The following is a 24,456-nucleotide window of genomic DNA, read 5'->3' as shown; positions in this document are numbered from 1 at the left end:
TTAGGGGCGATCATGGAAGACGTGGTCATCGCCGGCGCCGGCCCGACCGGCCTGATGCTGGCGTGCGAGCTGCGGCTCGCCGGGGTGGATGTGCTGGTACTCGAAAGGCTGACCGAGCCCACGCGTGACTCGAGGGCGGGCGGGCTGCATCCGCGGTCGCTGGAAGTGCTCGATCAGCGGGGGATGCTCGACCCGTTCCTGGCCGAGGGGCGTCCGTTGCCGGGTACGCGCTTCGCCGGACTGCCGCTCGACCTGTCGGGGCTGCCGACCCGGTATCCGTTCCTGCTGGTGATCGTCCAGCGCCGGATCGAGCGGCTGCTCGAGGCTCGCGCCCGGGAGCTGGGCGTTCGGATTCGCCGCGGGGTCGAGGTGACGGGCCTACGCCCAGGGCCGGCGTCGGCGAGCGCGGCGTCGCAGGCCGCGGGGGCGGCAGCGGCGTTGGCAGCCGCGGAGACGGTCGTGGTCGAGACCACGGCCGGGCCCGTGGAGACGCGTTATCTGGTCGGTTGTGACGGCGGCCGCAGTGTGGTGCGCCGGCTGGCGGGCATCGACTTTCCGGGCACGCCGGCGACCACCACGTCGATCCTCGGGGACGTCGAACTCGCCGACCCGCCCGCGGAGCAGTTTCTGCTCCAGCGAACGCCACGGGGAAACTTCTCGGTGCTCGGCTTCGAGAAGGGGTGGCGGCGGGTGATCGTGGATGAGGCCGGGGCAACCGTTGCCGACTCGACGGCCATCGGCTTCGAAGATCTGCGGGCGATGCTCATCCGGGTGGCGGGCACCGATTTCGGGATGCACAGTCCACGGTGGATCTCGCGATTCACCGACGTGGCGCGGCAGGCGGCGTGTTATCGCTCCGGGCGTGTGCTGCTGGCCGGGGACGCGGCGCACGTCCACTCGCCGGCCGGGGGTCAGGGGCTGAACACCGGGCTGCAGGACGCGTTCAATCTCGGCTGGAAGCTGGCGCTCGTCGTGCGAGGGAGCGCCGACGAGGAGTTGCTCGACACGTACCACGAAGAGCGGCACCCCGTGGGCGCCCGGGTGCTGTCGAACACGCGCGCGCAGAGCGCGCTGAGCGCACCCGGCGCGCACGTGGATGCGCTTCGAAAGCACGTGGGCGACATGCTCGCGACGCCGGACGCGAACTGGAAGATCGCCATGATGATCACGGGGCTGGACATCTCCTATGGACTCGGACCGCGCGTACCCGACCGGGACCTGCCCGACGGGACGCGGCTGTTCGAGCACCTTCGCGCGGGTCGCCCGATCCTGGCCGACGCCTCGGGCGAGCCTGTGGACAGCCGCCTTGTGAGCGAGCTCAAGGGATTCGGAGAACCACTGCTGATCAGGCCCGACGGACACCTGGCCTGGAAAGAGTCGCTGGGCCGCGAAGCGTTGTCCACAGCCCTGCGACCCTGGCGTTGACCTCGTTCGAGCACTCGACCGGATACGAAGACGGGCTCGATCACACTCCCTTGAGCTTTACCAGCGGCGCCACCGGGGGAGCGCGGCATATACACGGCCGCTAGACCCACTCCCAGCGGATGCCGCGTACGCCGGGCCGGGCGCCGGTGTCCACCAGGTGAGCGGTCCCGAACGCGTCGACGCGCAGCTCACCGGCGTCCCCGGGCGGCGCCGACGCGTCCGGGGACCAGGTGTGGAAGCACCGCACCGGCAGCCGCCCGCCCGTGAACCGCACCTGCACCAGATGCTGCTCGACCGGGTCGCGCAGGCGCCGGTCGTACCGGTCGGCGGCGGCGACGGCGGTGACGTACTCCACGATGTGGGTCTCGCCGGGGGCGAGCGGGTGCGGGAAGATCAGTTCGGTCAGGGGCCCGGTCCCGTCGTCGTCGCCGCGTCCGGGCCGGCATCCCTCGGTACGCAGCAGCCGGGTGCCCGGCTGATGGGCGACCACGTACCGGTCCAGGCCCGGCGCGGCGGCCCGCAGCACGACCCGGGCGCTCACCCGGTGCCCCCGGCCGGCCCCCACCACCACCTGCTCGTGGTGGCTGAGCACGGTGAGCGTCCCCGGCCGCCGGCCCCGGGGGCGGGGCGGCCCGAGCAGGCCGATCAGCGCGTACTCCGGCAGGGACAGGATGCCTTCGAGCTCCCGGACCGCCGCCAGCGAGGCGGCCCGCTCGGGCCGGGACCGGCCGCGCTGCCAGTAGCTGAGGCTGGACAGGCTGACATGGACGCCCCGCTCGCGCAGCCGTGCGTGCAGGCGGTCGAGGCTAAGCCCCCGGGCGCGGATGGCCGCCCGCAGGGCACGCTCGAAGGGCCCGGATCGGAGGACCTCCGCGAGCTCGTTGTCCACCACCAGGGCTCCTCCTCGGAAGCGCCAGGGCGGGAAAAACCGAGTATCGCTCGCGACCGCTTACCGGACAAGAGGGCAATCTTCCATCGGACTACCGGATCTGTCGTGAAACAGGACCTTCGCGGGTACGCTCCATTCCCCGCCGCCACGGGGCTTGCCACAGGGAAGGAGGACGCATGGCCCGCTACGACGAGCACGACCAGGCACGGTGGGTGCCGGAGCCGCCCGGCAACCCCGAGCGGAGCGCGTTCGAGCGGGACCGGGCACGCGTGCTCCACAGCGCCTCGCTGCGCAGGCTCGCCGCCAAGACGCAGGTGGTGGCCCCCGCCGACTGCACCGGCCTGCACAGCCCCCGTACGCGGCTGACCCACTCCCTGGAGTGCGCGCAGATCGGCCGGGAGATGGGCAAGGTGCTCGGCTGCGACCCCGACCTGGTGGAGACCGCCTGCCTCGCCCACGACCTCGGCCATCCCCCGTTCGGCCACAACGGGGAGGCCGCCCTCGACGAACTGGCCGCGCCGTGCGGCGGGTTCCAGGGCAACGCGCAGAACCTGCGCCTGCTGACCCGGCTGGAGGCCAAGGTCATCACCGAGGACGGCCGCAGCGCCGGGCTCAACCTCACCCGGGCCGCGCTCGACTCGGTCTGCAAGTATCCCTGGGCCGGGTCGTCCTGCCGGGTCCCCGGCGTCCCGCTCGCCGGCGAGGGCCAGCCGTACTGCGTCTACCCCGACGACCTGCCGGTCTTCCGCTGGGTGCGGGAGGGGGCGCCCGACTACGCGCTCGGCTTCGAGGCACAGATCATGGACTGGGCCGACGACGTGGCCTACTCGGTGCACGACCTGGAGGACGCGCTGACGTGCGGCCACGTCACCATGGCGGCCCTGCGGGACCCCGAGGAACGGCTGGAGGTGTGCCGCCTGACGAGGGAGTGGTACGCGCCCGACGCCGGCATGGAGGAGCTGTCGGAGACCTTCGCCCGGCTGCTCGCCGAGCCGCTGTGGCCGGCCGCCTTCGACGCCGGGCTCGCCGACCTCGCCGCGCTCAAGCGGCTCACCAGCGCGCTCATCGGCCGGCTGTGCCGCTCCGCCCAGGACGCCACGCGCGAGGCGTACGGCTGCCGTCCCACCCCGGGAGGCAGAGGCGGCCACGACCGGTACGACGCGGACCTGGTGGTGCCGAGGGCCACCCGCCTGGAATGCGCGCTGCTCAAGGGGGTGACGGCCCGCTACGTGATGTCCCGGGAGGCCCACCACGCCGTCCAGGCCCGGCAGCGCGAGATCATCGCCGAGCTGGGCGACCTCATTCTGCGCGGCGCCCCGGCGACGCTGGAGCCCGCCCTGCGGCCGCAGTTCGAGCAGGCCGCCGACGACGCGGGACGGCTGCGCGCGGTGGTCGACCAGATCGCCTCGCTGACCGACGCCTCCGCGATGGGCTGGCACCGCCGCCTGTCGGCGGCCACGCACCGCCTCAAGGCCGGCTGACCCGCCGCGCCGGGAGAAGCCCTCGGGAGCCGCCTCGGGCCGCCGCGGCAGCGGCTCGCCGTCGAGGTCCGCCACTCTGCGCGCCCGGCGAGTTCCCTGCCGCGTACGGCGGCGCAGGGCGCGGCGGTCGCGGTCGAGCTCGCGACGCTCGGTGCGGACGGACCCGTGCCTTGGTGAGCGTCCCGCTCAGAGCGGGATGACCACGACGTCGTCGTCGTTGGCGCCGTTCTTCTTTTTCTTCGTGGGCGGCTTGGTCTCGTCCGGGGTGGGCGTGGGCTGCCCGGACGAGCTGGACCCGCACAGCTGGGTGCAGGGCGGGGTCGCACCCAGCTTCTTGCGCAGCGTGAGCATGTCCTTGCGCGGCGAGACGGTGCGGTTGCCGTCGTCCCAGGCGTCCAGATAGGGCCACGGCGGCACGATGCCCCGCCGCACCCACCAGTACTGCGGCTCGGCCGGCCACGAGATGGCGAAGTAGAGGTTGCTCGCGGTGTCGCGGGCGTTGCCCGTGTTGCCCACCCGGCCGAGCAACTGCCCGGCCTTGACCTTGGTGCCCGGCGTGACGTCCTGCTCCACGGAGTCGAGGTGGCCGCCGAGGTACAGCACGCCGTCCTCGCCCTTGATCGTGACGAACCGGCCCTCCCGGTCGGCGCCGCGGTCGGTCGAGGGCGTCCAGAGGTTCTTGACGTTGACCTCCTGGACCACTCCGTCCACCGGCGACACGAACGCGCATCCCTTGGCCGCCCAGATGGTGGTCTTGGGAAGCACGAGCAGCTTGCGGGAGTACGACACCTTGCAGCCCTTGATGGGGAAGGCGTACGTGTAGGGGGACATCTTCGGCGGCGGGACCCGCACCGGCGCGTCCCCCGGTGGAGGCACGATGTGGCCGGGCTGGGAGTCGTCCGTGGCGGCCGTGACGCCGCCTCCCGGCGGTGGGGTGGGCGGCAGCGTGCTCACTCCCGCGACCCCGGCGGGCGCGCCGCAGGACGCCGCGACGAACGCGGCGCCGGCGAGGGCGGCCAGTCTCCCCGATCGCATGATCTCCACCTGGTCGACGTTACCGAACCTTTCCTTTGTAACGGACCAAGCCGCACATCACGACCGGTTCTGGAAAGTCGTGACATGTCCTCGACCGCCCGCGGTGGGGCGTCCGGTCTGTCGGGGGCAGGCTCTAGACTCGCCAGCGTGGCAGGGCGAAGCGGTCGGATCAGTGACGAGGACATCGCGCTCGTGCGGGAGCGCTCGCCGATCGCCGACGTCGTCGGCGAGCACATCCAGCTCCGCAACGCGGGCGGGGGCAACCTGAAGGGGCTGTGCCCCTTCCACGACGAGAAGTCCCCCTCGTTCAACGTCACCCCGGCCCGGGGCTACTACTACTGCTTCGGCTGCGCCGAGGGCGGCGACGTCATCACGTTCGTCCGCAAGATCGAGAACCTGACGTTCACCGAGGCCGTCGAGCGGCTCGCCCAGCGCGCCGGCATCCAGCTCCGCTACGAACAGGGCGGCTACGTGCCCGGTCGCGAGCAGGGTGAGCGGCTGCGGCTGATCGAGGCGCACCGGGCCGCCGCCGAGTTCTACGCAGAGCGGCTGTCCAGCCCGGAGGCGGCCCCGGGGCGGCGCTTCCTGTCCGAGCGCGGCTTCGAACGGGCCGACGCCGAGCACTTCGGCGTCGGTTACGCGCCCAACGAGTGGGAGGCGCTGTCGCGGCACCTGATGGCCCGCGGGTTCACCTCCCAGGAGCTGATCAAGGGCGGCCTGGCCCGCGAGGGCAGGCGCGGCCCCGTCGACCGGTTCCGCGGCCGGCTGATCTGGCCGATCCGCGACATCACCGGCGACGTCATCGGCTTCGGCGCGCGCAAGCTGCTCGACTCCGACGACGGCCCCAAATACCTGAACACCCCCGAGAGCCCGATCTACCACAAGAGCTCGGTGCTGTACGGCGTGGACCTCGCCAAGCGGGAGATCGCCAAGCGGTCCCAGGCCGTCATCGTGGAGGGCTACACCGACGTCATGGCCTGCCATCTGGCCGGCGTGCCGACCGCCGTGGCCACCTGCGGCACCTCCTTCGGGGAGGACCACATCAAGGTCCTGCGCCGGCTGCTGCTCGACCAGGCGGAGTTCCGGGGTGAGGTGATCTTCACCTTCGATGGCGATTCGGCGGGGCAGAAGGCCGCCCTGCGCGCGTTCCAGGACGAGCAGAAGTTCGTCACGCAGACCTTCGTCGCCGTGCAGCCCGACGGTCTCGACCCGTGCGACCTGCGGGTCAAGCAGGGCGACGCCGCCGTGCGCGACCTGATCGCCGGCCGCGAGCCGCTGTTCGCCTTCGCGATCCGCAGCATCCTGTCCCGTTACGACCTCAACACCAACGAGGGCCGCCTGGCCGCGCTCGACGCCGCCGCGCCCGTCGTGGGCTCGATCAAGGACCCGGGGCTGCGCAAGACCTACGTCGTGGACCTCGACCGCTGGCTCGGCTTCATGGACGAGGGCTTCGTCATCCAGCGCGTACAGCAGGTCGTGGGGCGGACGCAGGAGGGCGGGCGCGCCCCGGGCCGGCAACAGGGTGGGCAGCAGGGCAGACAGCAGGGGGCGCGTGGTGCCGCGCCCGCGGGGCCCGGCCCGGCGCGGCAGGAGCCGTTGGACCCCGCCGTCCGCCTGGAGGCGGAGGCGCTCAAGCTCGCCGTGCAGCGGCCCGCGCTGCTCGGGCCGGAGTTCGACGCGCTCGGCGCGGCGACGTTCACCCTGCCCGAGCACGTCGCGCTGTACGAGGTCATCCTGGCGGCGGGGGGGACCGTCGCCGGAGGACCCGGCGGGCGCGAGTGGGTCGACCGGCTGCTGGAGCAGGCGGACGCCGGGACGCCGGACGGGACGGGCGTCGACCTGAGGTCGCTCGTGACCCGGTTCGCGGTCGAGGCCGTGCGCGCCGACGTCAACGTCGAGGAGCGCTACGGCGCGGCCGTCCTGGCCAAGATCCAGGAGGTCGCGGTCGGCCGGGCCGTCGCGCAGGTGAAGTCACGCCTGCAGCGGCTCAACCCGGTCGAGGAGCAGCAGGAGTACAACCGGCTGTTCGGCGAACTCGTGGCGCTGGAACAGCAGCGACGGGTGTTGCGTGAACGCGCCAGCGGGGCCTGAATAAACGTCCCTTTCCAGATCTCACAGCCGCCAAACATATGTTTTGATCTCGATTCGGTATTGACTTCCGCCTTACCTTGGGTGACAAAAATAGGCCTGCCATTTAGTGGTGCCTTTCCTGCACACTGTGTTGCGTGGGTGCATCGGTGCTGCCAAGCAGGCCGCCATCGGTAGACCAGGTGGCGGACCTCGTCGCGAAGGGAAGGGAACGCGGGAGCGTCACGGTTGACGACGTGGCCGCCGCGCTCGACCGATCCGAGTTGCCCGCCGACGCGCTGGAGCGCGTCGTGCGGATGCTCGCCGAGAACGGGGTTGAGGTCCTCGAGCCGCAAGGCGACGAGGAGCCCAGCAAGCCGGACGAGGAGGATATCGGCAAACGCGCTCCGACCAGCGACCTGGTCAGGATCTACCTCAGAGAGATCGGCAGGGTTCCGCTGCTCACCGCCGAGGAGGAGGTGGAACTGGCCAAGGCCATCGAAGCCGGCCTGTTCGCGGAGGACAAGCTCTGCGAGAGTCCCGCCGCCAGGTTCGCCCGGCCGGAGCTGGAAGACCTGGTCTGGGAGGGCGTCCGCGCCAAGCAGCGGCTCATCGAGGCCAACCTCAGGCTCGTGGTCTCCATCGCCAAGCGCTATGTCGGGCGCGGAATGCTGTTCCTGGATCTCATTCAGGAGGGCAATCTGGGTCTCATCCGTGCGGTCGAGAAATTCGACTACACCAAGGGATACAAGTTCTCGACCTATGCGACCTGGTGGATTCGCCAGGCGATCACCCGGGCGATCGCCGACCAGGCGAGAACGATCCGGATTCCCGTGCACATGGTCGAAACGATCAATAAATTGGTCCGCGTGCAGCGGCAGCTCCACCAGGACCTCGGCCGGGAGCCCGCCCCCGAGGAGATCGCCGCCGAGATGGACCTGCCCATCGACCGTGTGGTGGAGATCCAGCGCATCGCGCAGGAGCCGGTCTCGCTCCAGGCGCCCATCGGCGAGGAGGACTCCGACCTCGGCGACTTCATCGAGGACGCCGACGCCGTGGTGCCGATGGAGGCCGCGGCCTTCATCATGCTGCAGGACCAGCTCGACGACATCCTCGCCACGCTGTCGGAGCGCGAGCAGCGGATCATCCAGCTCCGGTTCGGTCTCTCCGACGGCCACCCCCGCACGCTGGAGGAGGTCGGCCGGGAGTTCGGCGTGACCCGTGAGCGCATCCGCCAGATCGAGTCCAAGACGCTGGCCAAGCTGCGCCACCCCACCCGGGCCCAGATGCTCCGGGACTACCTGGACTGACGCCTCGACCGCGGACGAGCGCCTCCCGCCCTCTGGGAGGCGCTCGTCGCGTTATGGGTGTTGCCCGGCGCGGCCAGGTGAACATCGGCGTCTGATGGCGCGAGGCGGGGCGCTGGAACGATCCATATGCGAGTCGTCCGGTGGGGTGTGACCATCGCCGGGACGACCTGGAAGGTGGATGACGTGAGCGAGTCCGCGATTCGGCCGAACGAGACGACGGTGCCGTTGATGCCGTGCGTGTCAGTGGAGGAGACCCTGGCGTTCTATGAGGCGCTGGGATTCGAAGCGACCTACAAACAGAGCAAGCCCTATGTCTATCTGGCGCTGCAGTGGAGCGGATTTCAGCTGCACTTCGGCCCGGCGCCCAAGGACCTGGATCCGGCCCGGGAGCATTCCGGAGGCTGCCTGGTCCTGGTCGACGCCGTGGCGCCCTATCATGCGGCGTTCGTCGCGGCGATGCGCCGGGTCTACGGGAAGGTGCTGAGCTCCGGCCTACCGCGGATCACCCGCTACCGGCCCGGCGCGTCCCGGTTCACGCTGACCGATCCGTCCGGAAATTCGATCATCTTCATCCAGCGCGACGAGCCGGCCGAGTTGGAGTACGGCGGCTCGAAGAAGCTGACGGGCCTGGCCAAGGCCCTCGACAACGCCCGGATCCTGCGCGAGTTCAAGAACGACGACCTTCAGGCCTTCCGTGCGCTCAAGTCCGCGGTGCGCAGGCACGGCGCGGACGCCTCGCCGGTCGAGCGGGCCATCGCCCTGTGTCACCTTGTCGACCTGGCCACGGTCCTCGGTGAGCCCACCGACGCCTGGCTCGCCGATCTGCGTGGCCTGGAGCTCACGACGGACGACAGGCAGCGCGTCGAGTCGGAACTCGGGCATCTCGCCGGACTCCAGGAGTGGCTCGCCTGAAATGTGTCTGGGGGGAGCGAAGTCGAGACCGTGCCGCCGGATAGCCTCGGGGGTGTTAACGGTCGTCGTACGCTGGCGGTGCCCCCTTGACCTCTCAGAAGCCCTCACTGTCCCGCCTGTTCGGCTCCCGGCTGCCCCGTGAGGTCCGTACGGCTCTCGCCCTGGAGAGCGGCGAGCGCCCGATCAGCCACGCGCCCACGCCGGAGGGCGGCCACCTCGTCGCCACCACCCTGGCGCTGCACCTGCCGGACGGGCCGCGCCTGCCCTGGCACCTGATGGACAAGGCCGTGTGGGACGAGGAGGGCGTGACGGTCACGATGACGGACGGAGCCGTCCATCGGGCCCTCCTGCCGGAGCCGGGCAGGCTGCCGGAGACGATCCGCGAGCGGGTGACCTCGACGATCGTCGCGAGCCGCCATGTGACCATCAACGGCCGCGGGGGAGTGCGCCTGGTCGCGCGCCGCATCCCCGGCTACGACACCCCGCGCTGGGAGTTCATCTTCGACCCGGGGCTCGACGCCGACGACCCGGGCCTGCGCGCCCACGCCGAGCAGGCCCTCGAAGAGGTACGCCGCAGCCTCGGCGTCTGATCGATCCGCCGCGCCCTTCCAAAGCGGCGGGGCCCCCGGCGTGATGCCGGGGGCCCCACCGATGGCGCGTCGCATCGTCCGGGCCGGCCCTCCGCGGGGAGGCGGAGCCGGACCGGGATCTGTCTGGTCTCGGGCCGTCCATGGGGCGGCCCGGCCTCGGGGATCGCTCAGGGAATCTGGTCGGCGCCGGCCGGCCAGCCGGTGGCGGTGCCGACCCGGTCGGTCCTGTCGGCCTGCTCCCAGGTCTCCGTCTTCCTCAGGAACGGCACCTTGTCGCCCGCGAAGTCCTTGGCCTTGCCCGCCACCTTCGAGGCCTGGGCGCCGACCAGCCCCGCCGCCTCCTGCACCGTGGGGCTGTCCGCGAACCGCTGCGCGAAACGCTTGATCTGCTCGTAGCGCTCACGCCCGGCCCGCGTGCCGAGGACGTAGCCGACGGCCAGCCCGGTGGCGAACATCGCCTTGTATCGCATCTTCCACCTCCGCGCTCGTGTTCCCCGCCCCCCTACCCCGAGGGCCTGTCTCTATCCAACAGCAGCCGTCCCGGCCCCGCCCGGGCGGGCTCCTGCCGCTGTCCGGGCGCTCTTTGCCGTATGCCGATCAAGACCCGACGACTCGCGGACGGAATCGATGTGACAGACACCCCCCGGAGTGCGCTAATCTAGTTCCGCGCCGCAAGGAAAGCCGAAAGGCCGGAACGAGCGGAGCAGAGCAGTACAGCACGATCCCGTGTAGCTCAATCGGCAGAGCAGCCGGCTGTTAACCGGCAGGTTATAGGTTCGAGTCCTATCGCGGGAGCATTTCACCCCGGGGCGGTGGTCACAGACCACCGCCCCGGGGTTTTCGTGTCCACGTACGGGTCGCCGGTCGCTATAACAGCGGTCGCGTCCTTCGAGACGTGCGGCCGATCGAGCGATCGGTGAGTTGCGCACCGCCTCTGCGCCGGTGTGTGGATTTGGCGGACAAATCCGTGGACTTCGCGGAAAATGTGATCGCCGTGGCCGTACCGGTCGCGGCTGCCGCGGACCACGGACGGCGCAGTGGGGTGAGGGCCACTGCGGAAGGGTGTCACCGCCGGCCCGGAACCGGCGCGGGGCGCCCGTGAGCGCGAAGTGTGTGGCGGTCGTGCTGACTTGGCGTAAATCGAAGAAGACCCCCGCGCCCGTACGGGAGCGTGGGGAGGAGATCGACAGGCGGGAGGCGGAGAACTTCATCCGGCTCCACCACGCGGAGAACCCGGTGGCGGGCCCGGTGGAGGTCCGGCTCCGGGAGGTCCTCGCGGAGATCGACCAGACGGGGACGTACACGCACACCACGGGCGAGCTGACCTTCGGCGCGCGGGTGGCGTGGCGCAACAGCAACAGATGCATCGGGCGCCTCTACTGGCGGTCGCTGCAGGTTCGTGACCGGCGGCACGTGGACACCGCCGACGGCGTGGCCGAGGAGTGCGTCGAGCACCTGAGGGCGGCCACCGGGAAGGGCAGGATCCGCCCCACGATCACGGTGTTCGCCCCCGACCGGCCGGGGGAGCGGGCGCCGCGGATCCTCAACGACCAGCTCATCCGCTACGCCGGGTACGTACGCGAGGACGGCTCGGTCCTCGGCGACCCGGCGAACGCGCAGATCACCGAGCGGGCCCTGCGGATGGGCTGGCGTGGGGAGGGCACGAGGTTCGACGTCCTGCCGCTGGTCGTGGAGGCCAAGGGCGCCCTGGTCCTGCGGGAGGTGCCGCGCGAGGTGGTCCTGGAGGTGCCCCTCCGGCACCCGGCCTTCCCGTGGTTCGCCGACCTGGGGCTCAAGTGGCACGCCGTGCCGGCGATCTCGAACATGGCGCTGGAGATCGGCGGCGTCACCTATCCGTGCGCGCCGTTCAACGGCTGGTACATGGGCACCGAGATCGGCGCGCGCAACCTCGCCGACCGGGACCGCTACGACCAGCTCCCGGTGGTGGCCGAGCGGCTCGGCCTCGACACCTCCCACGATCGGACGCTCTGGCGCGACCAGGCCCTGGTGGAGCTCAACGTCGCCGTGCTGCACTCCTTCGCGGAGGACGGCGTCACGATCACCGATCATCACACCGAGGCGCGGCGGTTCCTGACCCATCTTGAGCGGGAGGAGCGCAGCGGGCGCGTCTGCCCCGCCGACTGGTCCTGGATCGTGCCGCCCCTGTCCGGCGCCGCGACGCCGGTCTTCCACCGCTACTACGAGGACGTACGGCTCACGCCGGCCTACGTCCACCGCCCGCCCCTGATGTAGAACCGTGTAGAACATAGTTCGGGTTAAGGAGGGCGACGATGGTGGTGCTGTCCGAGGACGACGGCGGTGTGCGGATCCTGACGTTGAACCGGCCGGAACGGCTGAACGCCTGGACCGCCGAGATGGGACGGCGCTACTTCGACCTGCTGGAGGAGGCCGACCGCGACCCGTCCGTACGGGCGATCGTGGTGACCGGCGCGGGGAAGGGCTTCTGCGCCGGGGCCGACTTCGCGGACCTGACGGCGATCCAGTCCGGGGACTACACGGATGAGCAGGACCCGCGGCCCAACACGTTCCCCACCACCCTGCGCACGCCGGTGGTCGCGGCGGTCAACGGCGCGTGCGCCGGTCTGGGGATGGTCCACGCGCTCGTGTGCGACGTGGTCGTCACGGCCGACGACGCCAAGTGGACGACCGCGTTCTCCCGGCGCGGGCTCGTCGCCGAGTGGGGCCTGGGCTGGATCCTGCCGCGGCTGGCGGGGCAGGCGCGGGCGATGGACCTGCTGCTGTCCGGCCGGGTCTTCACCGGCGCGGAGGCCTGCGCCATGGGCCTCGCCGTACGGGCGGTGCCGGGGGAGCGGCTGCTCGCCGAGGCGGTCGCGTACGCGAAGGAGCTGGCCACCCAGTGCTCGCCCGCCTCGATGGCGATCATCAAGCGGCAGATCTGGGGCGGCTGGCAGGCGGGGCTCGACGAGGCCAGGGACGAGGCCGTACGGCTGATGATGGAGTCGTTCCGGCGGCCGGACTTCGCCGAGGGAGTGGCGAGCTTCCTCGAACGCCGGCCGCCGGACTTCCCGCCCCTGACGTAGGAGGCTCAGCGGACGCGGTGGGCGCCGGCCGCCGGGGTGGCCGGCAGGAACGTCGGCGCGGCCCAGCCGCGCTCGGCGTAGGCCTGCTCCACGGTGGTGCGGACCCGGTCCACCCGGTCGTCGGCGACGAGCGCGATGGCCGAGCCGCCGAAGCCGCCGCCGGTCATCCGCGCGCCCCGCGCGCCGCCCTTGACCGCGCCCTCCACCGCCACGTCCAGCTCGGGGCAGGAGACCTCGAACTGGTCGCGCAGCGACAGGTGGGAGGCGTTGAGCAGGGCGCCGATCTCCTGTACGGCTCCCGCCCGCAGCAGCCCGATGACGGCCTCCACCCGGTGGTTCTCGGTGACGACGTGCTGGGTGCGGGCCCGCTCGTCGCCGCTGAGCCTGGACAGGGCCGCGGTGAGGTCGGTGACGTCCCGCAGCGACGGGACGCCGAGGTGCTTGGCCGCGTTCTCGCAGTCCTGGCGCCGCTTGGCGTACTGCCCGTCGGCCAGTTCGTGGTGCACGCCGGTGTTGATGATGAGGATCTGCAGGCCGTACGCCGACAGGTCGAACGGAACGGCGCGGCTGGCCAGCGAGCGGCAGTCGAGGAACAGCGCGTGCCCCTCCTTGCTCAGCGCGGAGGCCGCCTGGTCCATGATCCCGCACGGCATGCCGACGAACTCGTTCTCGGCCTTCTGGCACAGCTTGGCCAGCGCCATCGGCTCCAGGCCCAGGCCGTACAGGTCGTTCAGAGCGAGCCCGACGGACACCTCCAGGGCCGCGCTCGAGGACAGCCCGGCGCCCTTGGGCACGTCGCCGTCGATCACGATGTCCGCGCCGCGCACCGGCAGCCCGGCGCCGCGCATCGTCGAGACGACTCCGGCGGGGTAGCGGGCCCAGCCCTCGGCCCGTTCGACGTCCTCCAGCACCTGCTCCTCGCCGGGGGCCTGGAGCGAGGAGATCCGGATGGTGAGGTCCTCGCGGGGGCTGACCGCCGCGGTGACGCCCCACGGCACCGCGAACGGCAGCACGAAGCCGTCGTTGTAGTCGGTGTGCTCTCCGATCAGGTTGACCCTGCCGGGCGCGTGCCAGACTCCGGCGGGCTCGCCGCCGTACGCCTGCCGGAAAGCATCAATAACGCGCATAGTCGCACACTCCTCAACATCGCAGCCTCCCCGTAGGGTAGCGGCCCCCGGCGGGGAAGCCCTATGAGGGCCGCCCCCGCGACCGGTGGGGACGACCCTCGCGGGCGCTCGCTCGTTCCCGGATCTGCCTCCGGCGGCCGTCGCGCTCGCGCTCCGGGTGTGGGGCCGCATGCACGGCGCTCCCTCGGGCTCATGTGAAAGGCCCGGCGCGGGAGTTCCCGGCCGGGCCCTGATCCGCACGGCGGATCTCACATGGCGGGTACGGTCGCCCGCTCGTCGGGGACGCAGTGCGTCATCTTCAGGCCCGAGACGTCGCGCGGGCCGTTCTTGCCGAGGTTGGCCAGGCGCTCCCTGTCCTCGTCGGTCAGGTCCTGGCTCGCGAGCGGCTCCAGGTGCTTGACGTCGTCCGGCGTGATGCCGAGCCCCTCGCCGACGCGGAGCCCGAGGTCGTCCTCGACCAGCAGGAAGTGCCAGACCATGCGCTCCTGGATCGGCCGGTCGCACCGCGACAGCATGGTGACGAAGTTCTCCACCAGGTCGTCGCGCTCCCACTGCTCCATGAGCAGGTAGCGCTGGCCCGCCTGCTTGTAGTCGTTGGTCCGCGGGATGCGCTTGCGGGTGAGCCTTCCGACGATCTCCGGGCCCTGCTCGTCGTGCGTCGGGAACTGCCCCTCGCGCAGCCCGCCGGTGATCGAGGGCTCGTAGTTGACGTGCGGGTTCTCGCCCCCCTGGTCCTGCCGGTAGGTCATGAAGCCGTCGCGCTGGTTGGTCCGCACGTCGGCGTTCTTGGCCTGGTTGACCGGCAGTTGCAGGTAGTTCGGCCCGACGCGGTAGCGCTGGGTGTCGCTGTAGGAGAACGTGCGGCCCACCAGCATCTTGTCGTCGGAGAAGTCCAGCCCGTCGACGAGGACGCCGGTGCCGAAGGAGATCTGCTCGTTCTCGGCGAAGACGTTGTCCACGGTCCGGTTCAGGACCATCCGGCCCACCGGCTTGGCCGGGAAGTCGTTCTCCGGCCAGACCTTGGTGTCGTCCAGCGGGTCGAAGTCCAGCTCGGGGTGCTCGTCGTCGCTCATCATCTGGACGAGCAGCTCCCACTCCGGGTAGTCGCCGCGCTCGATGGCGTCGTGCAGGTCCTTCGTGGCGTGGCCCAGCTCGTGGGCCTGGATGCGTGCGGCGTCCTCGGCCGTCATGCTCCTGACCCCCTGCTTGGGCATCCAGTGGTACTTCACCAGCACGGTCTCGCCCCGGTCGTTCACCCACTTGTAGGTGTTCACCCCGAAGCCCTGCATGTGCCGGTAGTCCGCCGGGATGCCGCGCGGGCTGAACAGGTTGACGATCATGTGCATGCTCTCCGGGCTCTGCGACATGAAGTCGAAGATCCGGTTCGGCTCCTGCCGGAAGGTGACCGGGTCCGGCTTGAGCGCGTGGATCACGTCGGGGAACTTGATGGCGTCGCGGATGAAGAACACCGCGAGGTCGTTTCCGACGAGGTCCCAGTTGCCGTCCTCGGTGTAGAACTTCACGGCGAACCCGCGCGGATCCCGGGCGCACTCGGACGAGTCGCGCCCACCGATCACGGTCGAGAACCGCACCGCCACGTCGGTGCGCTTGCCGGCTTCCTGGAACAGCTTCGCCCTCGTGAACCGGGCGATCGGCTCGTCGCCCCACATGCCGTACGCCTCGAAGAAGCCGTACGACGTCGTGCCGCGCGCGTGCACCACCCGTTCCGGGATGCGCTCCCGGTCGAAGTGGCTCATCTTCTCCAGGAACTGGTAGTTCTCGAGAGTGGCCGGGCCACGCGCGCCGACCGTCCGCTGGTTCTGGTTGTCGTAGACCGGGTGCCCTTGACGGTTGGTCAGCACCGGACGCTCGTCCCCGGGCTCCGGTCCCATGCTCGAGACGTCCGTCATGGGACGGCTCCTCTCGCTATTTGATCTCGTTTGAGCTGTTTGTCCTCTTCAATACCTCCCTTTCCGCTTTTTGCCGTGGTATTCGTCCCGACGCCCTCAGGAGAGGAGATCCTGTAAAGGCAGGTTCCGGCGGTGATCACGGCCCATCCCGCGCACCGCCGGAACCATGGTGGGGAGTCAGTCCCCTGCCTCACCCCGTGGTGGAGGGCTTCCGCGGCTCGCCCCGGTAGGTGCCGAACGACCAGAGGTTGTCCTCCGGGTCGCGGACGGCGAACTCGCGGGACCCGTAGTCGGTGTCGTGCAGTTCCTGGACGACCCGCGCCCCCGCGGCGGTCGCCCGGGCGAACAACGCGTCCGGATCGTCGGTCACGGCGTACGCGCCGAAGGAGCCGGGCGTGAGGTTCCACTTGTCGTCCGGCGTGTCCCGTACGCTGCCCAGCATGATCCCGCCGCCGTGCGGCCAGGAGAGCTGGGCGTGGTCGACGCGGTCGCCCTCGCCGTACACGGCGGTCTCCTCGAAGCCGAACGCCTCGACGAGGAAGGCGATCAGGGCGCGTGCGTCCCTGGCCCGCAGCGTGGGCCATACCTGGGGTGCTGGTGTGGTGTCGTTCATGCCACCGAGTCTGGCGAGCCGTCCCCCGTCCCGGCTTGGACGTTTCGGAACTGCACGCCGTCCTCCGTCAGCCACCGGCTGGGCGAGCAGCCGGCGAGGGCGCCGAACTCGCGGGCGAGGTGCGCCTGGTCGTAGAACCCGCACTCGGCCGCCACGTCGGCCAGCGTGAGCCGCCGGCCGGACGCCACCGCGCTCTGGAGCAGGCGCCGGGCCCGGTCGAACCGCACGACCCGCGCCGCCTCCTTGGGGGACAGGCCGATCTCCTCCCGGAACCGGGCGTTGAGGTGCCTCGTGCTCCAGCCCGCGTCGCGGGCGAGACCGGACACGGTGACCTGCCCGCCAGTGGCCAGCAGGCGCCGCCACGCCCGCGCCACCTCGGCCGGGTGCGCCCGCGTCGGGCGGGCGTGCCGGGACAGGACCGTGTCGAGGACCGCGAAGCGCTCGTCCCAGCCGGACGCCTCCAGCAGGCGCTCGCGCAGCTCGCCCGCCAGCCGGCCGAGCACCTCGGCGCCGTCCAGATCGAGCCCGGACAGCTCCCCGGCGGGCAGCCCGAGCAGGGCCCGCGCGCCGAGCGGCGTCAGCGCGAGCTGCACGCCCGACTGCCGCCCGTCGTGCTCGATCAGCGCCGGGCTCGTGTGCAGCCCGCCGACCAGCGTGTCGTACGACCCCGGCGGGGTGCCTGGATCGGGGTGCGCCGTGACGACGAGCGGGTCGTCGAGCGTGACGATCATCGTCAGGTAGGGCGACGGCAGGCCGCGATGCGTGGCCGGGGGGACTCCGGCCTCGCGATAGCCGCTGTACCACGCGACCAGCGGACGCAGCGCGGGAGCGGGCCGCCGGTGGAGAAAGAACCGGTGCAGGAAGCGCGACTCGTCGCGCTCGTCGCGCTCGTCCGAGTCCGCCGTCCCCCGTGTCCGCGCCACCATCGGCTGGTCCTCCTTCCCCGCCCTCCCAGTCTCCACGAACGGGAGCGCGCTGTGGAGCGGCCGCGGTTCATGAGTCGGCGGGCTGGTCGAGGTCGGACAGGTCGAGCACGAAGCGGTAGCGGACGTCGCCGCGGCCAAGGCGGTCGAGTGCCTCCTGAACGCGCGCCGAGGGCAGCACCTCGACGTCGGCCGTAATGGCGTGGTCGGCGCAGAAGTCCAGCAACTCGCCGGTGTGGCGGCGGCCGCCGGTGCCCGAGGAGGTCAGCTTCTTGCGGCCCTGAACCAGGTCGAGGATCCGCACCGCCTGCTCCAGGGGGTAGCCGAGCAGGGCGAGGGTGCCGTCCAGGGCCGCCATGCGCAGCAGCGGGGACAGGTCGTGCGCGACGGGGATGGTGTCCAGGATGAGGTCGAACCTGCCGCGTGCCCGCTGAGTCTGCCGGTCGTCGGTGGTCACCAGGGTGTCGACCGCTCCGAGCTTGTGGGCGTCCTCCGCTTTGGCGGGTGTGCGGCTGAGGACGGTGACCTCGGCGCCCAGCTCGGCGGCCAGCTTCACCCCCAGGTGCCCCAGCCCGCCGAGGCCGGCCACGGCGACCCGGCTCCCGGGCCCGATCCCGGCCGTGCGCAGGGGCTCCCAGACGGTGACCCCGGCGCACATCAGCGGTGCGGCGGCGGCCTGGTCGAGCCCGTCCGGCAGGTGGTAGGCGAACCGGTCGCGTACCACGTACTCGCGGCTGTAGCCGCCCTGGGTCCTGGTGCCGTCGACGCGGTCGATCCCGCCGTAGGTGGTGACGGGGCCCTCGTAGCAGAAGTTCTCCTGGCCGATCCGGCACATCTCGCAGACCCCGCACGAGTCGACGACGGTCCCGACCGCGACCCGGTCGCCCACCGAGAACTCGGTAACCGCGACGCCGACGGCGGTGACCGTGCCGGTGAACTCGTGGCCGGGGACCAGAGCGCCCTCGCCGAGAAGGCCGCCGATCCGGTGCAGGTCGCTGTGGCACACGCCGCAGTAGTCGACGCGGACCGCGAGGTCGTCGTCGCGCAGGTCGCGGCGCTCGATCCGGACACGCCGCAGCGCGGTGGCGCCCCCAGTGCTCATCCAGCCGGTGGTGGTACGCATGGATCCTCCAAACAGACTATTCGGTCTGTTTTTCAGCGTAGGGCACACTCGACCGAGAAGTAAACCGACTAGTCTGTCTGCTAGGCTGAGGTCATGCCCGAGCTGCCGACCACACCGAAGGGTGCCGCGACCAGGCGCCGGATTCTGGACGCGGCCGCCGAGGAGTTCGCGCAAAGAGGCATCGCCGGCGCCAGGATCGACCGCATCACCGCCACCGCACGCACCAACAAAGCCCAGGTCTATGGCTACTTCGGCAGCAAGGACGGCTTGTTCGACGCGGTGATCGCCGACCACGCCGACCGGCTCATGAGCGCCGTCGCCTTCGACGCCGACGACCTGCCCGGCTGGGCCGTGGGAATGTACGACGAGAACCTGCGCCATCCCGAACTGGTCCGCCTCATGGCCTGGCTGCGGCTGGAACGACGTCCGACAGGACGCCTCACCGACACCCCCCGCGACGAACCGAAACTCGCCGCCATCGCCGCCGCCCAGGCCGCCGGACGGCTCCGCCAGGGCGACCCTCTCGACCTGATCGCCCTGGTCATCGCCATGGCCTGTGCCTGGTCCCCGGCCAGCGGCTTCTACGCCGCCACCGCGGATGAGCCCGCCGCCGACCACGACCGCCGCCGGGCCCTCCTGCGCGAGTGCGTCGCCCGCGCCGTCGCCCCCTGATCGAGCACCCACCTACCGTCCGGGACGGCTGCCCGGCCGGGCGGCCGGGCAGCCTCGGCACCGGTCAGGCGGCCCCCGGCGGCTCAGGCGGCCCCGGAAGCCTCGGCGGCTCCGGGGTCCGCGGCCCCCTCGGCCCCTTCGGCGTCGAGGTCGCGGGACAGCAGGTCCACGAGGGCGGCGAGGGCCTCCTCCGCTCCCGGGCCTTCGGCCTCCAGGGTGACCTCGGTGCCATGCCCGGCCCCGAGGGTCAGCACGCCCAGCATGCTGTTGGCGGGGACGGCCTTCCCGTCGCCCACGCGGATGCGCACGGGCGCCGTCTGCCGCGCCGCCGCCTCGACGAAGATCTTGGCGGGGCGGGCGTGCAGGCCGGAGCGCGAGGCGACCGCCACTGTCCTTTCCGGCATCGCTGTACCTCTCGGATCTCAGGGCTCGATGGTGACCTTGATGGCGGCGCCGCGGGCGACGACGTCGATGGCGTCCATGACCTCGTCCAGGCCGAGGCGATGGGTGATCAGGTCGGCGACCGGCACCGCTCCGTCGGCGATGAGCCGCAGGGCGCGGGCGTTGTGCGCCGGGCTCGACCCGTTGGCGCCGACGATGGTCAGTTCCCGGTAGTGCACGAGGTTGGAGTCGCAGGCGATGATCGGGTCGTCCTTCGGCAGCCCGCCGAAGAAGCTGATCCGGCCCTGCCGAGCGGCCATCTGCAACGCCTGCTGCTGGGCCGCACCGGAGGCCGCCGCCGTGATCACCACATCGGCGCCCCGGCCGCCGGTCAGCTTGAGCACCTCGTCCACGAGGTCGGTCTCGCCCGAGCAGATCGCCGCGTCGGGCCGTACGAGGTCGGCGGCCATCGTGAGGCGCTCGGCGTTCAGGTCGGCGAGGAACACCCGGGCCGCGCCGCGCGAGCGGGCCAGCCGCACGTGCAGGCAGCCGATCGGGCCCGAGCCGACGACGACCACGTCGTCGCCTTCGCCGACACGGGCCAGCTCCTGCCCGTTGAGCACGCAGGCGAGCGGCTCGGCGAGGGACGCCTCGGCGAACCCCACCCCGTCGGGGATGCGGTTGAGCCCGTCCACGGCGAGCACCTTGGCCGGCACGACCATGTACTGCGCGAAGCCGCCGTCGTAGTGGTAGCCCATCGACTCCTGGTTGGGGCAGACCGTGCGGTGACCCCGGCGGCACTCCTCGCACTCGCCGCAGGGGATCGCGGCGATCACCTGCACCCGGTCGCCCGGGTTCCAGCCGGTGACGCCCTCGCCGAGCTCCACGATCTCCCCGGCGATCTCGTGGCCCATCACCCGGGGCGGCCTGATGTGGTGGTGCCCGAAGCGGTAGATCTTCACGTCCGTGCCGCACGTCGAGCAGTTGCGTACGCGGATCTTGACCTCGCCGGGGCGGGCGACGGGCTCGGGCACCTCCTCCAGCCGGATGTCCCCGGGAGCGTGGAAACGGGCGACTTTCACTCGGAGTCTTCCTCTCCGTCCGGTTGCAGCAGTTCGATGATCTCGTCGACCTCGGTGGCGGCGCGCAGGGCCGCGGCACGGTCCGGGTCGAGCAGGATCTGCGCGAGTTCCGACAGCAGCCGCAGGTGGCCGTCCCCGCGGGCCGCGATGCCGACGCACACCGTCACCCGCTCGCCGTGCCAGTCGACGCCCTCGGGGAAGCGCAGCACGCAGATGGCGTCGTGGCGGACCGCCTCCTTCGAGGTCAGCGTGCCGTGGGGGATGGCGACGCCCTCGCCGACGTACGTGGAGATCGACCGCTCGCGTTCGAGCATGGCCTCGGTGTAGCCGCCGTCCACCGCGCCGACCTCCCGGAGGACGGCGCCGCACTGCCGGATGGCGTCCTCGACGTCCGCGGCGGTGGCGGCCGTCCGTACGGCGCGGGGGTCGAGGGGGAGCGGGGCCGTGCCGGCCCGGTCAGCCATCGATCGTGCCCCCGTTCTTGATGGCGGTGACGACCCGCGCCACGGCCGGGTCGCCGATGAAGACCTGAAACGGCACGAGCACGACGCCGGGGGCGCTCGCCCTGGCCCGGTCGGCCAGCCCGGTGTGGCATACGATCACGTCGGCGTCCCCGGGGATCGAGTTGACCGGGGTGTGCTCCACGCTGACCGCGGTGCCCTTGAGCTGCTTGCGCAGCGTGCTCGCCAGCATGACGCTGCTGCCCATGCCCGCGTCGCAGGCCACGATGAGCTTGCGGACGTCCTTGCCCTCGATGCTGGACACGGTTCTACGCCTCCTTGGTGGCGGGCACGCTCTCGGCCGCCGTCTCGCCGGTTGTGTCGCGGTCGTCGCCGCTCGTGATGGGGGTGTCGGTGGTGTCGTTCGCGATGGCGTCCGGCGCCGGGTCGTCCGCCTGGTCGCCGTTGGCGCGGCCGAAGCCCAGCAGCGCGGCGGCGACGGCGAAGGAGACGGCCGTCGCGACCACGATTCCGGCGATCACGCCGAACCAGCCGCCCTTCGGGGTCACCGCCATGTAGGCGAAGATGCTGCCCGGCGACGGCGTCGCGACCAGGCCCGCCCCGGTGACCAGGAAGGTGAGCACGCCCGAGGCGCCGCCGGCGATCACCGCGAGGATCAGGCGCGGCTTCATCAGCACGTACGGGAAGTAGATCTCGTGGATACCGCCGAAGAAGTGGATGATCACGGCGGCGGGGGTGCTGGGACGCAGGGACCTCGGGCCGAACAGCAGGTAGGCGATCAGCAGGCCGAGACCCGGGCCGGGGTTGGACTCCAGCATGAACAGGATCGACTTGCCGTGCTTGACCGACTCGGCGACGCCCAGCGGCCCGAGCACCCCGTGGTTGATCGCGTTGTTGAGGAACAGCACCTTGGCGGGCTCGATGATGACCGACGCGATCGGCAGCAGCGAGTGGGTGATGAGCCACTCGACGCCGCTGCCCGCGACCTCGGTGACCTTCTCCACGACCGGGCCGATGGCGAGGACGCCGGCGATCGCCATCACCGCGCCGACGATGCCGGCGGTGAAGTTGTCGACCAGCATCTCGAAGCCGGCCCTGGTCCGCTCGGAGGTGAACCGGTCGACGTACTTGAGGATCAGCGCGGCCAGCGGGCCGATGATCATCGCGCCGAGGAACATCGGGACGTCCGCCCCGACGACCACGCCCATCGTGGCGACGGCGCCGACGACCGCGCCCCGCTGGGCGTGGACCATCCGGCCGCCGGTGTAGCCGATGAGCACCGGGAGGAGGGTGCTGATAATCGGGCCGACGAGCTCGGCGAGTGTCTTGTTCGGCAGCCACCCGGTCGGGATGAACAGGGCCGTGATGAGGCCCCAGGCGATGAAGGCGCCGATGTTGGGCATGATCATCCCGGCGAGATGGCCGCCGAAGCGCTGGATCGTGGCCCGCACACCGGTGCCGTGAACGGTGGGGGTATAAGGCGTGGCCATTGACGTGCTCCTTCCGGGGCGACCGGCCTGGCTGGCCGGTTGGTGGGGGGTGGCGCTCATCCCCCGGGTATGAGCGAGCGAGGCGAGTGAATCGGTAGGGACGGTCGTCGCGCTCAAGCGCCCCCGAGCGCCGAGCGAGGGGGTGGCGTGAGCGGCCGGGCCGGGTCGGGGGGACCGATCCGGACGTGTGTGCGATCGATGTCGGCCGGGCCGGGCATCCGGCTGCCGGGCAGCCCCACGGCCGCGCCGGCCCAGGCCAGGCCCTCGGCGAGGGCCGCCCCGCCGCGGGCCCCGGCGGCGAGGAAGCCCGCCAGCAGGGCGTCGCCCGCGCCCACGCTGCTGCGCGGCTCCTCGACCGCGCATTCGCCGTACCAGACCTGCTCGTCGTCCTCGACCAGCAGCGCGCCGTCCGCACCGAGGCTGGTCAGGACCGACCGCGCGCCCATGGCGCGCAGCTTGCCGACCGCGTCGAGCACGTCGCCGACACAGGCGATCGACGTGCCGGTGGCCTCGGCGAGCTCGTCGCGGTTCGGCTTGACCAGCGCGGGGCCGGCGTTCACCGCGGACACGAGGGCGGGGCCGCTCGTGTCGACCGCGAGGTTGATGCCGGCGCCGGCGAACCGGCGGCACAGCCCGGCGTAGACGTCCACGGGCACGCCGGGCGGGAGGCTGCCCGAGGCGACCACCCAGTCGGCCGATCTGGCGGCGTCGAGCACGGCGCCCGCCAGCGTGTCCAGCTCGGCGGGGGTCAGCGCGGTGCCCGGCTCGTTCACCTTGGTGACGGTGCCGTCCGGCTCGGCGATCGCGACGTTGGACCTGGTGGGGCCCTCCACCGGCACGGGAATCATGTCGATGCCCTCCGCCGACAGCAGGTCGAGGAGCCGGCGCCCCTCGCTGCCGCCGTACGGGATGACCGCGCACGACCGGACGTCGTTGGCCAGCAGGGCCCGCGACACGTTGACGCCCTTGCCGCCGGGGTCGAGATGGGTGGCGGCCGCCCGGATGACGGCCCCGCGGGTGAGCGCGCCGACCTCGATCGTGCGGTCGAGGCTGGGGTTGAGGGTCAGCGTGAGGATCATGCCCGGACGACCTCCGGTCCCGCGGCGGCCAGCGCGGCGGCCTGGTCGGGGTCGAGTCCGGTGTCGGTGATGACGACGTCGATCTCGCCGAGCGTGGCGAAGCGCGCCAGGTAGGTGCCGGAGAACTTCGTGTGGTCGGCAAGCAGGACGGCGCGGTCGGCACAGGCGATCATCGCCCGCTTGATCGCCGCCTCGGCCGGATCGGGGGTGGTCAGGCCCTTGGCCACCGAGCAGCCGTTGGTGGCCATGAAGGCCACGTCGACGTTGAGCTGCGACAACTGCTGGATGGCCCAGTCCTCCACCGTCGCCAGCGTCCGGCCGCGCACCCGGCCGCCCAGCATGAGCACGGTCAGGTTGGGGCGGGCCGCCAGCACCGTGGCCAACGGAGGCGAGTTCACGACGACGGTGAGCTCGCGGTCCGGAGGCAGCGCCTGCACGAGCCGGCTCGTCGTGGAGCCCGCGTCGATCACCACGGAGCCGTCCTCGGGGAGTTCGGCCAGGGCGGCCTTGGCGATGTGCTCCTTCTCGGCCGTCATCACCTCGTCCCGCGCGGCCAGGGCGGGCTCGAACCCCAGGCGCTCGACCGGGATGGCGCCGCCGTGCACGCGCCGCAGGACGCCCGCGCGCTCCAGTGCGGTCAGGTCGCGGCGGATCGTCTCCGTCGTGACGCCGAACCGCTCGGCCAGCGTCACCACGTCGACCCGGCCGGCGTCGCGGGCCGCCCGCAGGATCTCCTGCTGCCGCTCCTCGGCGTACATCGTGTTGGTTCACCGCCGTTTCGATGTTGTTTCGTATGTGTTTATACCCGGCTGTGTTGGACGGTC

The 24,456-nt window shown here is 71.6% G+C and carries 24 protein-coding genes and 1 tRNA gene; 10 read left to right on the top strand and 15 right to left on the bottom strand.

Annotated features, from left to right (window positions below; genetic code table 11):
* Positions 1-12 precede the first annotated feature (12 nt).
* Positions 13-1,425, top strand: coding sequence for an FAD-dependent monooxygenase (locus Msi02_RS03330; RefSeq protein ID WP_239108084.1), 1,413 nt, complete (start codon positions 13-15; stop codon positions 1,423-1,425).
* Positions 1,426-1,525: 100 nt separating this feature from the next.
* On the opposite strand, the gene Msi02_RS03325 is transcribed toward Msi02_RS03330, so the two are convergent.
* Positions 1,526-2,317, bottom strand: a complete 792-nt coding sequence (locus Msi02_RS03325; RefSeq protein ID WP_239108083.1) for a hypothetical protein — start codon at positions 2,315-2,317, stop codon at positions 1,526-1,528.
* A gap of 173 nt (positions 2,318-2,490) precedes the next feature.
* Here Msi02_RS03325 and Msi02_RS03320 point away from each other — a divergent pair, with 173 nt between their 5' ends.
* Positions 2,491-3,795 (top strand): deoxyguanosinetriphosphate triphosphohydrolase, encoded by a 1,305-nt coding sequence (locus Msi02_RS03320; protein ID WP_204047016.1) that lies wholly within the window; start codon positions 2,491-2,493, stop codon positions 3,793-3,795.
* Positions 3,796-3,981: 186 nt separating this feature from the next.
* On the opposite strand, the gene Msi02_RS03315 is transcribed toward Msi02_RS03320, so the two are convergent.
* Entirely contained in the window at positions 3,982-4,830 is an 849-nt protein-coding gene (locus tag Msi02_RS03315) for a M23 family metallopeptidase (protein ID WP_204047015.1), read from the bottom strand.
* Between the two features lie 147 nt (positions 4,831-4,977).
* On the opposite strand from Msi02_RS03315, the gene dnaG reads away from it, so the two are divergent.
* The 4 genes from dnaG to Msi02_RS03295 all read left to right on the top strand — a co-directional run bounded on the left by dnaG (position 4,978) and on the right by Msi02_RS03295 (position 9,709).
* Positions 4,978-6,921, top strand: coding sequence for a DNA primase (dnaG, locus tag Msi02_RS03310; protein WP_239108082.1), 1,944 nt, complete (start codon positions 4,978-4,980; stop codon positions 6,919-6,921).
* A 146-nt stretch (positions 6,922-7,067) separates the two neighbouring features.
* Positions 7,068-8,207: an RNA polymerase sigma factor RpoD gene (gene rpoD, locus Msi02_RS03305; protein ID WP_079312297.1), complete on the top strand. Its 1,140-nt coding sequence runs from the start codon at positions 7,068-7,070 to the stop codon at positions 8,205-8,207.
* A 183-nt stretch (positions 8,208-8,390) separates the two neighbouring features.
* Positions 8,391-9,119, top strand: a complete 729-nt coding sequence (locus Msi02_RS03300) for a DUF8817 family protein (RefSeq protein WP_204047013.1) — start codon at positions 8,391-8,393, stop codon at positions 9,117-9,119.
* Between the two features lie 86 nt (positions 9,120-9,205).
* The gene (locus Msi02_RS03295) at positions 9,206-9,709 is read left to right on the top strand and encodes a hypothetical protein (RefSeq protein ID WP_239108081.1); all 504 of its coding nucleotides are present in this window, start codon (positions 9,206-9,208) and stop codon (positions 9,707-9,709) included.
* A gap of 167 nt (positions 9,710-9,876) precedes the next feature.
* On the opposite strand, the gene Msi02_RS42955 is transcribed toward Msi02_RS03295, so the two are convergent.
* Positions 9,877-10,179 (bottom strand): YtxH domain-containing protein, encoded by a 303-nt coding sequence (locus tag Msi02_RS42955; RefSeq protein WP_239108080.1) that lies wholly within the window; start codon positions 10,177-10,179, stop codon positions 9,877-9,879.
* Between the two features lie 252 nt (positions 10,180-10,431).
* On the opposite strand from Msi02_RS42955, the gene Msi02_RS03285 reads away from it, so the two are divergent.
* The 3 genes from Msi02_RS03285 (at position 10,432) to Msi02_RS03275 (ending at position 12,771) form a co-directional block, all read left to right on the top strand.
* Positions 10,432-10,504: transfer RNA gene (locus Msi02_RS03285), tRNA-Asn, on the top strand.
* A 303-nt stretch (positions 10,505-10,807) separates the two neighbouring features.
* Positions 10,808-11,962: a nitric oxide synthase oxygenase gene (locus tag Msi02_RS03280; protein WP_239108079.1), complete on the top strand. Its 1,155-nt coding sequence runs from the start codon at positions 10,808-10,810 to the stop codon at positions 11,960-11,962.
* 38 nt (positions 11,963-12,000) lie between these two features.
* Positions 12,001-12,771 (top strand): enoyl-CoA hydratase-related protein, encoded by a 771-nt coding sequence (locus Msi02_RS03275; RefSeq protein ID WP_204047012.1) that lies wholly within the window; start codon positions 12,001-12,003, stop codon positions 12,769-12,771.
* A 5-nt stretch (positions 12,772-12,776) separates the two neighbouring features.
* Here the strand turns inward: Msi02_RS03275 and galK are convergent, their stop codons facing one another.
* The 5 genes from galK to Msi02_RS03250 form a co-directional block, all read right to left on the bottom strand.
* Entirely contained in the window at positions 12,777-13,898 is a 1,122-nt protein-coding gene (galK, locus tag Msi02_RS03270) for a galactokinase (RefSeq protein WP_204047011.1), read from the bottom strand.
* A 248-nt stretch (positions 13,899-14,146) separates the two neighbouring features.
* The gene (locus Msi02_RS03265) at positions 14,147-15,808 is read right to left on the bottom strand and encodes a catalase (protein WP_204047010.1); all 1,662 of its coding nucleotides are present in this window, start codon (positions 15,806-15,808) and stop codon (positions 14,147-14,149) included.
* A gap of 190 nt (positions 15,809-15,998) precedes the next feature.
* On the bottom strand, positions 15,999-16,421 hold the full coding sequence (locus Msi02_RS03260; protein WP_204047009.1) for a VOC family protein: 423 nt from the start codon (positions 16,419-16,421) through the stop codon (positions 15,999-16,001).
* Positions 16,418-17,347, bottom strand: a complete 930-nt coding sequence (locus Msi02_RS03255; protein ID WP_204047008.1) for a helix-turn-helix domain-containing protein — start codon at positions 17,345-17,347, stop codon at positions 16,418-16,420. The genes Msi02_RS03260 and Msi02_RS03255 overlap by 4 nt, the downstream gene beginning before the upstream one ends.
* A 67-nt stretch (positions 17,348-17,414) precedes the next feature.
* Positions 17,415-18,467: an NAD(P)-dependent alcohol dehydrogenase gene (locus Msi02_RS03250; protein ID WP_204047007.1), complete on the bottom strand. Its 1,053-nt coding sequence runs from the start codon at positions 18,465-18,467 to the stop codon at positions 17,415-17,417.
* Between the two features lie 93 nt (positions 18,468-18,560).
* On the opposite strand from Msi02_RS03250, the gene Msi02_RS03245 reads away from it, so the two are divergent.
* Positions 18,561-19,139, top strand: a complete 579-nt coding sequence (locus Msi02_RS03245; protein ID WP_204047006.1) for a TetR/AcrR family transcriptional regulator — start codon at positions 18,561-18,563, stop codon at positions 19,137-19,139.
* An 83-nt stretch (positions 19,140-19,222) separates the two neighbouring features.
* Here the strand turns inward: Msi02_RS03245 and Msi02_RS03240 are convergent, their stop codons facing one another.
* The 7 genes from Msi02_RS03240 to Msi02_RS03210 all read right to left on the bottom strand — a co-directional run bounded on the left by Msi02_RS03240 (position 19,223) and on the right by Msi02_RS03210 (position 24,390).
* Positions 19,223-19,543 (bottom strand): HPr family phosphocarrier protein, encoded by a 321-nt coding sequence (locus Msi02_RS03240; protein ID WP_204047005.1) that lies wholly within the window; start codon positions 19,541-19,543, stop codon positions 19,223-19,225.
* Between the two features lie 18 nt (positions 19,544-19,561).
* Positions 19,562-20,602 carry a zinc-dependent dehydrogenase gene (locus Msi02_RS03235; protein ID WP_204047004.1) on the bottom strand — a complete coding sequence of 347 codons (1,041 nt, stop codon included), beginning with the start codon at positions 20,600-20,602 and terminating at the stop codon, positions 19,562-19,564.
* A complete protein-coding gene (locus tag Msi02_RS03230) occupies positions 20,599-21,066 on the bottom strand; it encodes a PTS mannitol transporter subunit IIA (RefSeq protein ID WP_204047003.1) in 468 nt (155 codons plus the stop codon). Before Msi02_RS03230 ends, Msi02_RS03235 begins: the two co-directional genes overlap by 4 nt.
* On the bottom strand, positions 21,059-21,367 hold the full coding sequence (locus Msi02_RS03225) for a PTS sugar transporter subunit IIBC family protein (RefSeq protein WP_079312333.1): 309 nt from the start codon (positions 21,365-21,367) through the stop codon (positions 21,059-21,061). Before Msi02_RS03225 ends, Msi02_RS03230 begins: the two co-directional genes overlap by 8 nt.
* Positions 21,368-21,371: 4 nt before the next feature.
* Entirely contained in the window at positions 21,372-22,553 is a 1,182-nt protein-coding gene (gene mtlA, locus Msi02_RS03220; RefSeq protein ID WP_204047002.1) for a mannitol-specific PTS transporter subunit IIC, read from the bottom strand.
* Between the two features lie 113 nt (positions 22,554-22,666).
* Positions 22,667-23,632 carry a 1-phosphofructokinase gene (pfkB, locus tag Msi02_RS03215; RefSeq protein WP_204047001.1) on the bottom strand — a complete coding sequence of 322 codons (966 nt, stop codon included), beginning with the start codon at positions 23,630-23,632 and terminating at the stop codon, positions 22,667-22,669.
* The gene (locus Msi02_RS03210) at positions 23,629-24,390 is read right to left on the bottom strand and encodes a DeoR/GlpR family DNA-binding transcription regulator (protein WP_204047000.1); all 762 of its coding nucleotides are present in this window, start codon (positions 24,388-24,390) and stop codon (positions 23,629-23,631) included. Before Msi02_RS03210 ends, pfkB begins: the two co-directional genes overlap by 4 nt.
* Positions 24,391-24,456 lie beyond the last annotated feature (66 nt).

It is taken from the genome of Microbispora siamensis, assembly GCF_016863095.1.
In the GTDB taxonomy this organism is placed as follows: Bacteria; Actinomycetota; Actinomycetes; order Streptosporangiales; family Streptosporangiaceae; genus Microbispora; species Microbispora siamensis.
Note: the sequence above shows the minus strand (reverse complement) of the source record. Positions and strands in the feature narration are given on the sequence as shown.

Coding starts and splice junctions, on each gene's coding strand:
- Msi02_RS03315 (WP_204047015.1), bottom strand. CDS start 4,830: ATGCGATCGGGGAGACTGGCCGCCCTCGCCGGCGCCGCGTTCGTCGCG.
- mtlA (WP_204047002.1), bottom strand. CDS start 22,553: ATGGCCACGCCTTATACCCCCACCGTTCACGGCACCGGTGTGCGGGCC.
- Msi02_RS03275 (WP_204047012.1), top strand. CDS start 12,001: ATGGTGGTGCTGTCCGAGGACGACGGCGGTGTGCGGATCCTGACGTTG.
- Msi02_RS03260 (WP_204047009.1), bottom strand. CDS start 16,421: ATGAACGACACCACACCAGCACCCCAGGTATGGCCCACGCTGCGGGCC.
- Msi02_RS03250 (WP_204047007.1), bottom strand. CDS start 18,467: ATGCGTACCACCACCGGCTGGATGAGCACTGGGGGCGCCACCGCGCTG.
- pfkB (WP_204047001.1), bottom strand. CDS start 23,632: ATGATCCTCACGCTGACCCTCAACCCCAGCCTCGACCGCACGATCGAG.
- Msi02_RS03255 (WP_204047008.1), bottom strand. CDS start 17,347: ATGGTGGCGCGGACACGGGGGACGGCGGACTCGGACGAGCGCGACGAG.
- Msi02_RS03230 (WP_204047003.1), bottom strand. CDS start 21,066: ATGGCTGACCGGGCCGGCACGGCCCCGCTCCCCCTCGACCCCCGCGCC.
- Msi02_RS42955 (WP_239108080.1), bottom strand. CDS start 10,179: ATGCGATACAAGGCGATGTTCGCCACCGGGCTGGCCGTCGGCTACGTC.
- Msi02_RS03265 (WP_204047010.1), bottom strand. CDS start 15,808: ATGACGGACGTCTCGAGCATGGGACCGGAGCCCGGGGACGAGCGTCCG.
- Msi02_RS03330 (WP_239108084.1), top strand. CDS start 13: ATGGAAGACGTGGTCATCGCCGGCGCCGGCCCGACCGGCCTGATGCTG.
- galK (WP_204047011.1), bottom strand. CDS start 13,898: ATGCGCGTTATTGATGCTTTCCGGCAGGCGTACGGCGGCGAGCCCGCC.
- Msi02_RS03320 (WP_204047016.1), top strand. CDS start 2,491: ATGGCCCGCTACGACGAGCACGACCAGGCACGGTGGGTGCCGGAGCCG.
- Msi02_RS03210 (WP_204047000.1), bottom strand. CDS start 24,390: ATGTACGCCGAGGAGCGGCAGCAGGAGATCCTGCGGGCGGCCCGCGAC.
- Msi02_RS03240 (WP_204047005.1), bottom strand. CDS start 19,543: ATGCCGGAAAGGACAGTGGCGGTCGCCTCGCGCTCCGGCCTGCACGCC.
- Msi02_RS03245 (WP_204047006.1), top strand. CDS start 18,561: ATGCCCGAGCTGCCGACCACACCGAAGGGTGCCGCGACCAGGCGCCGG.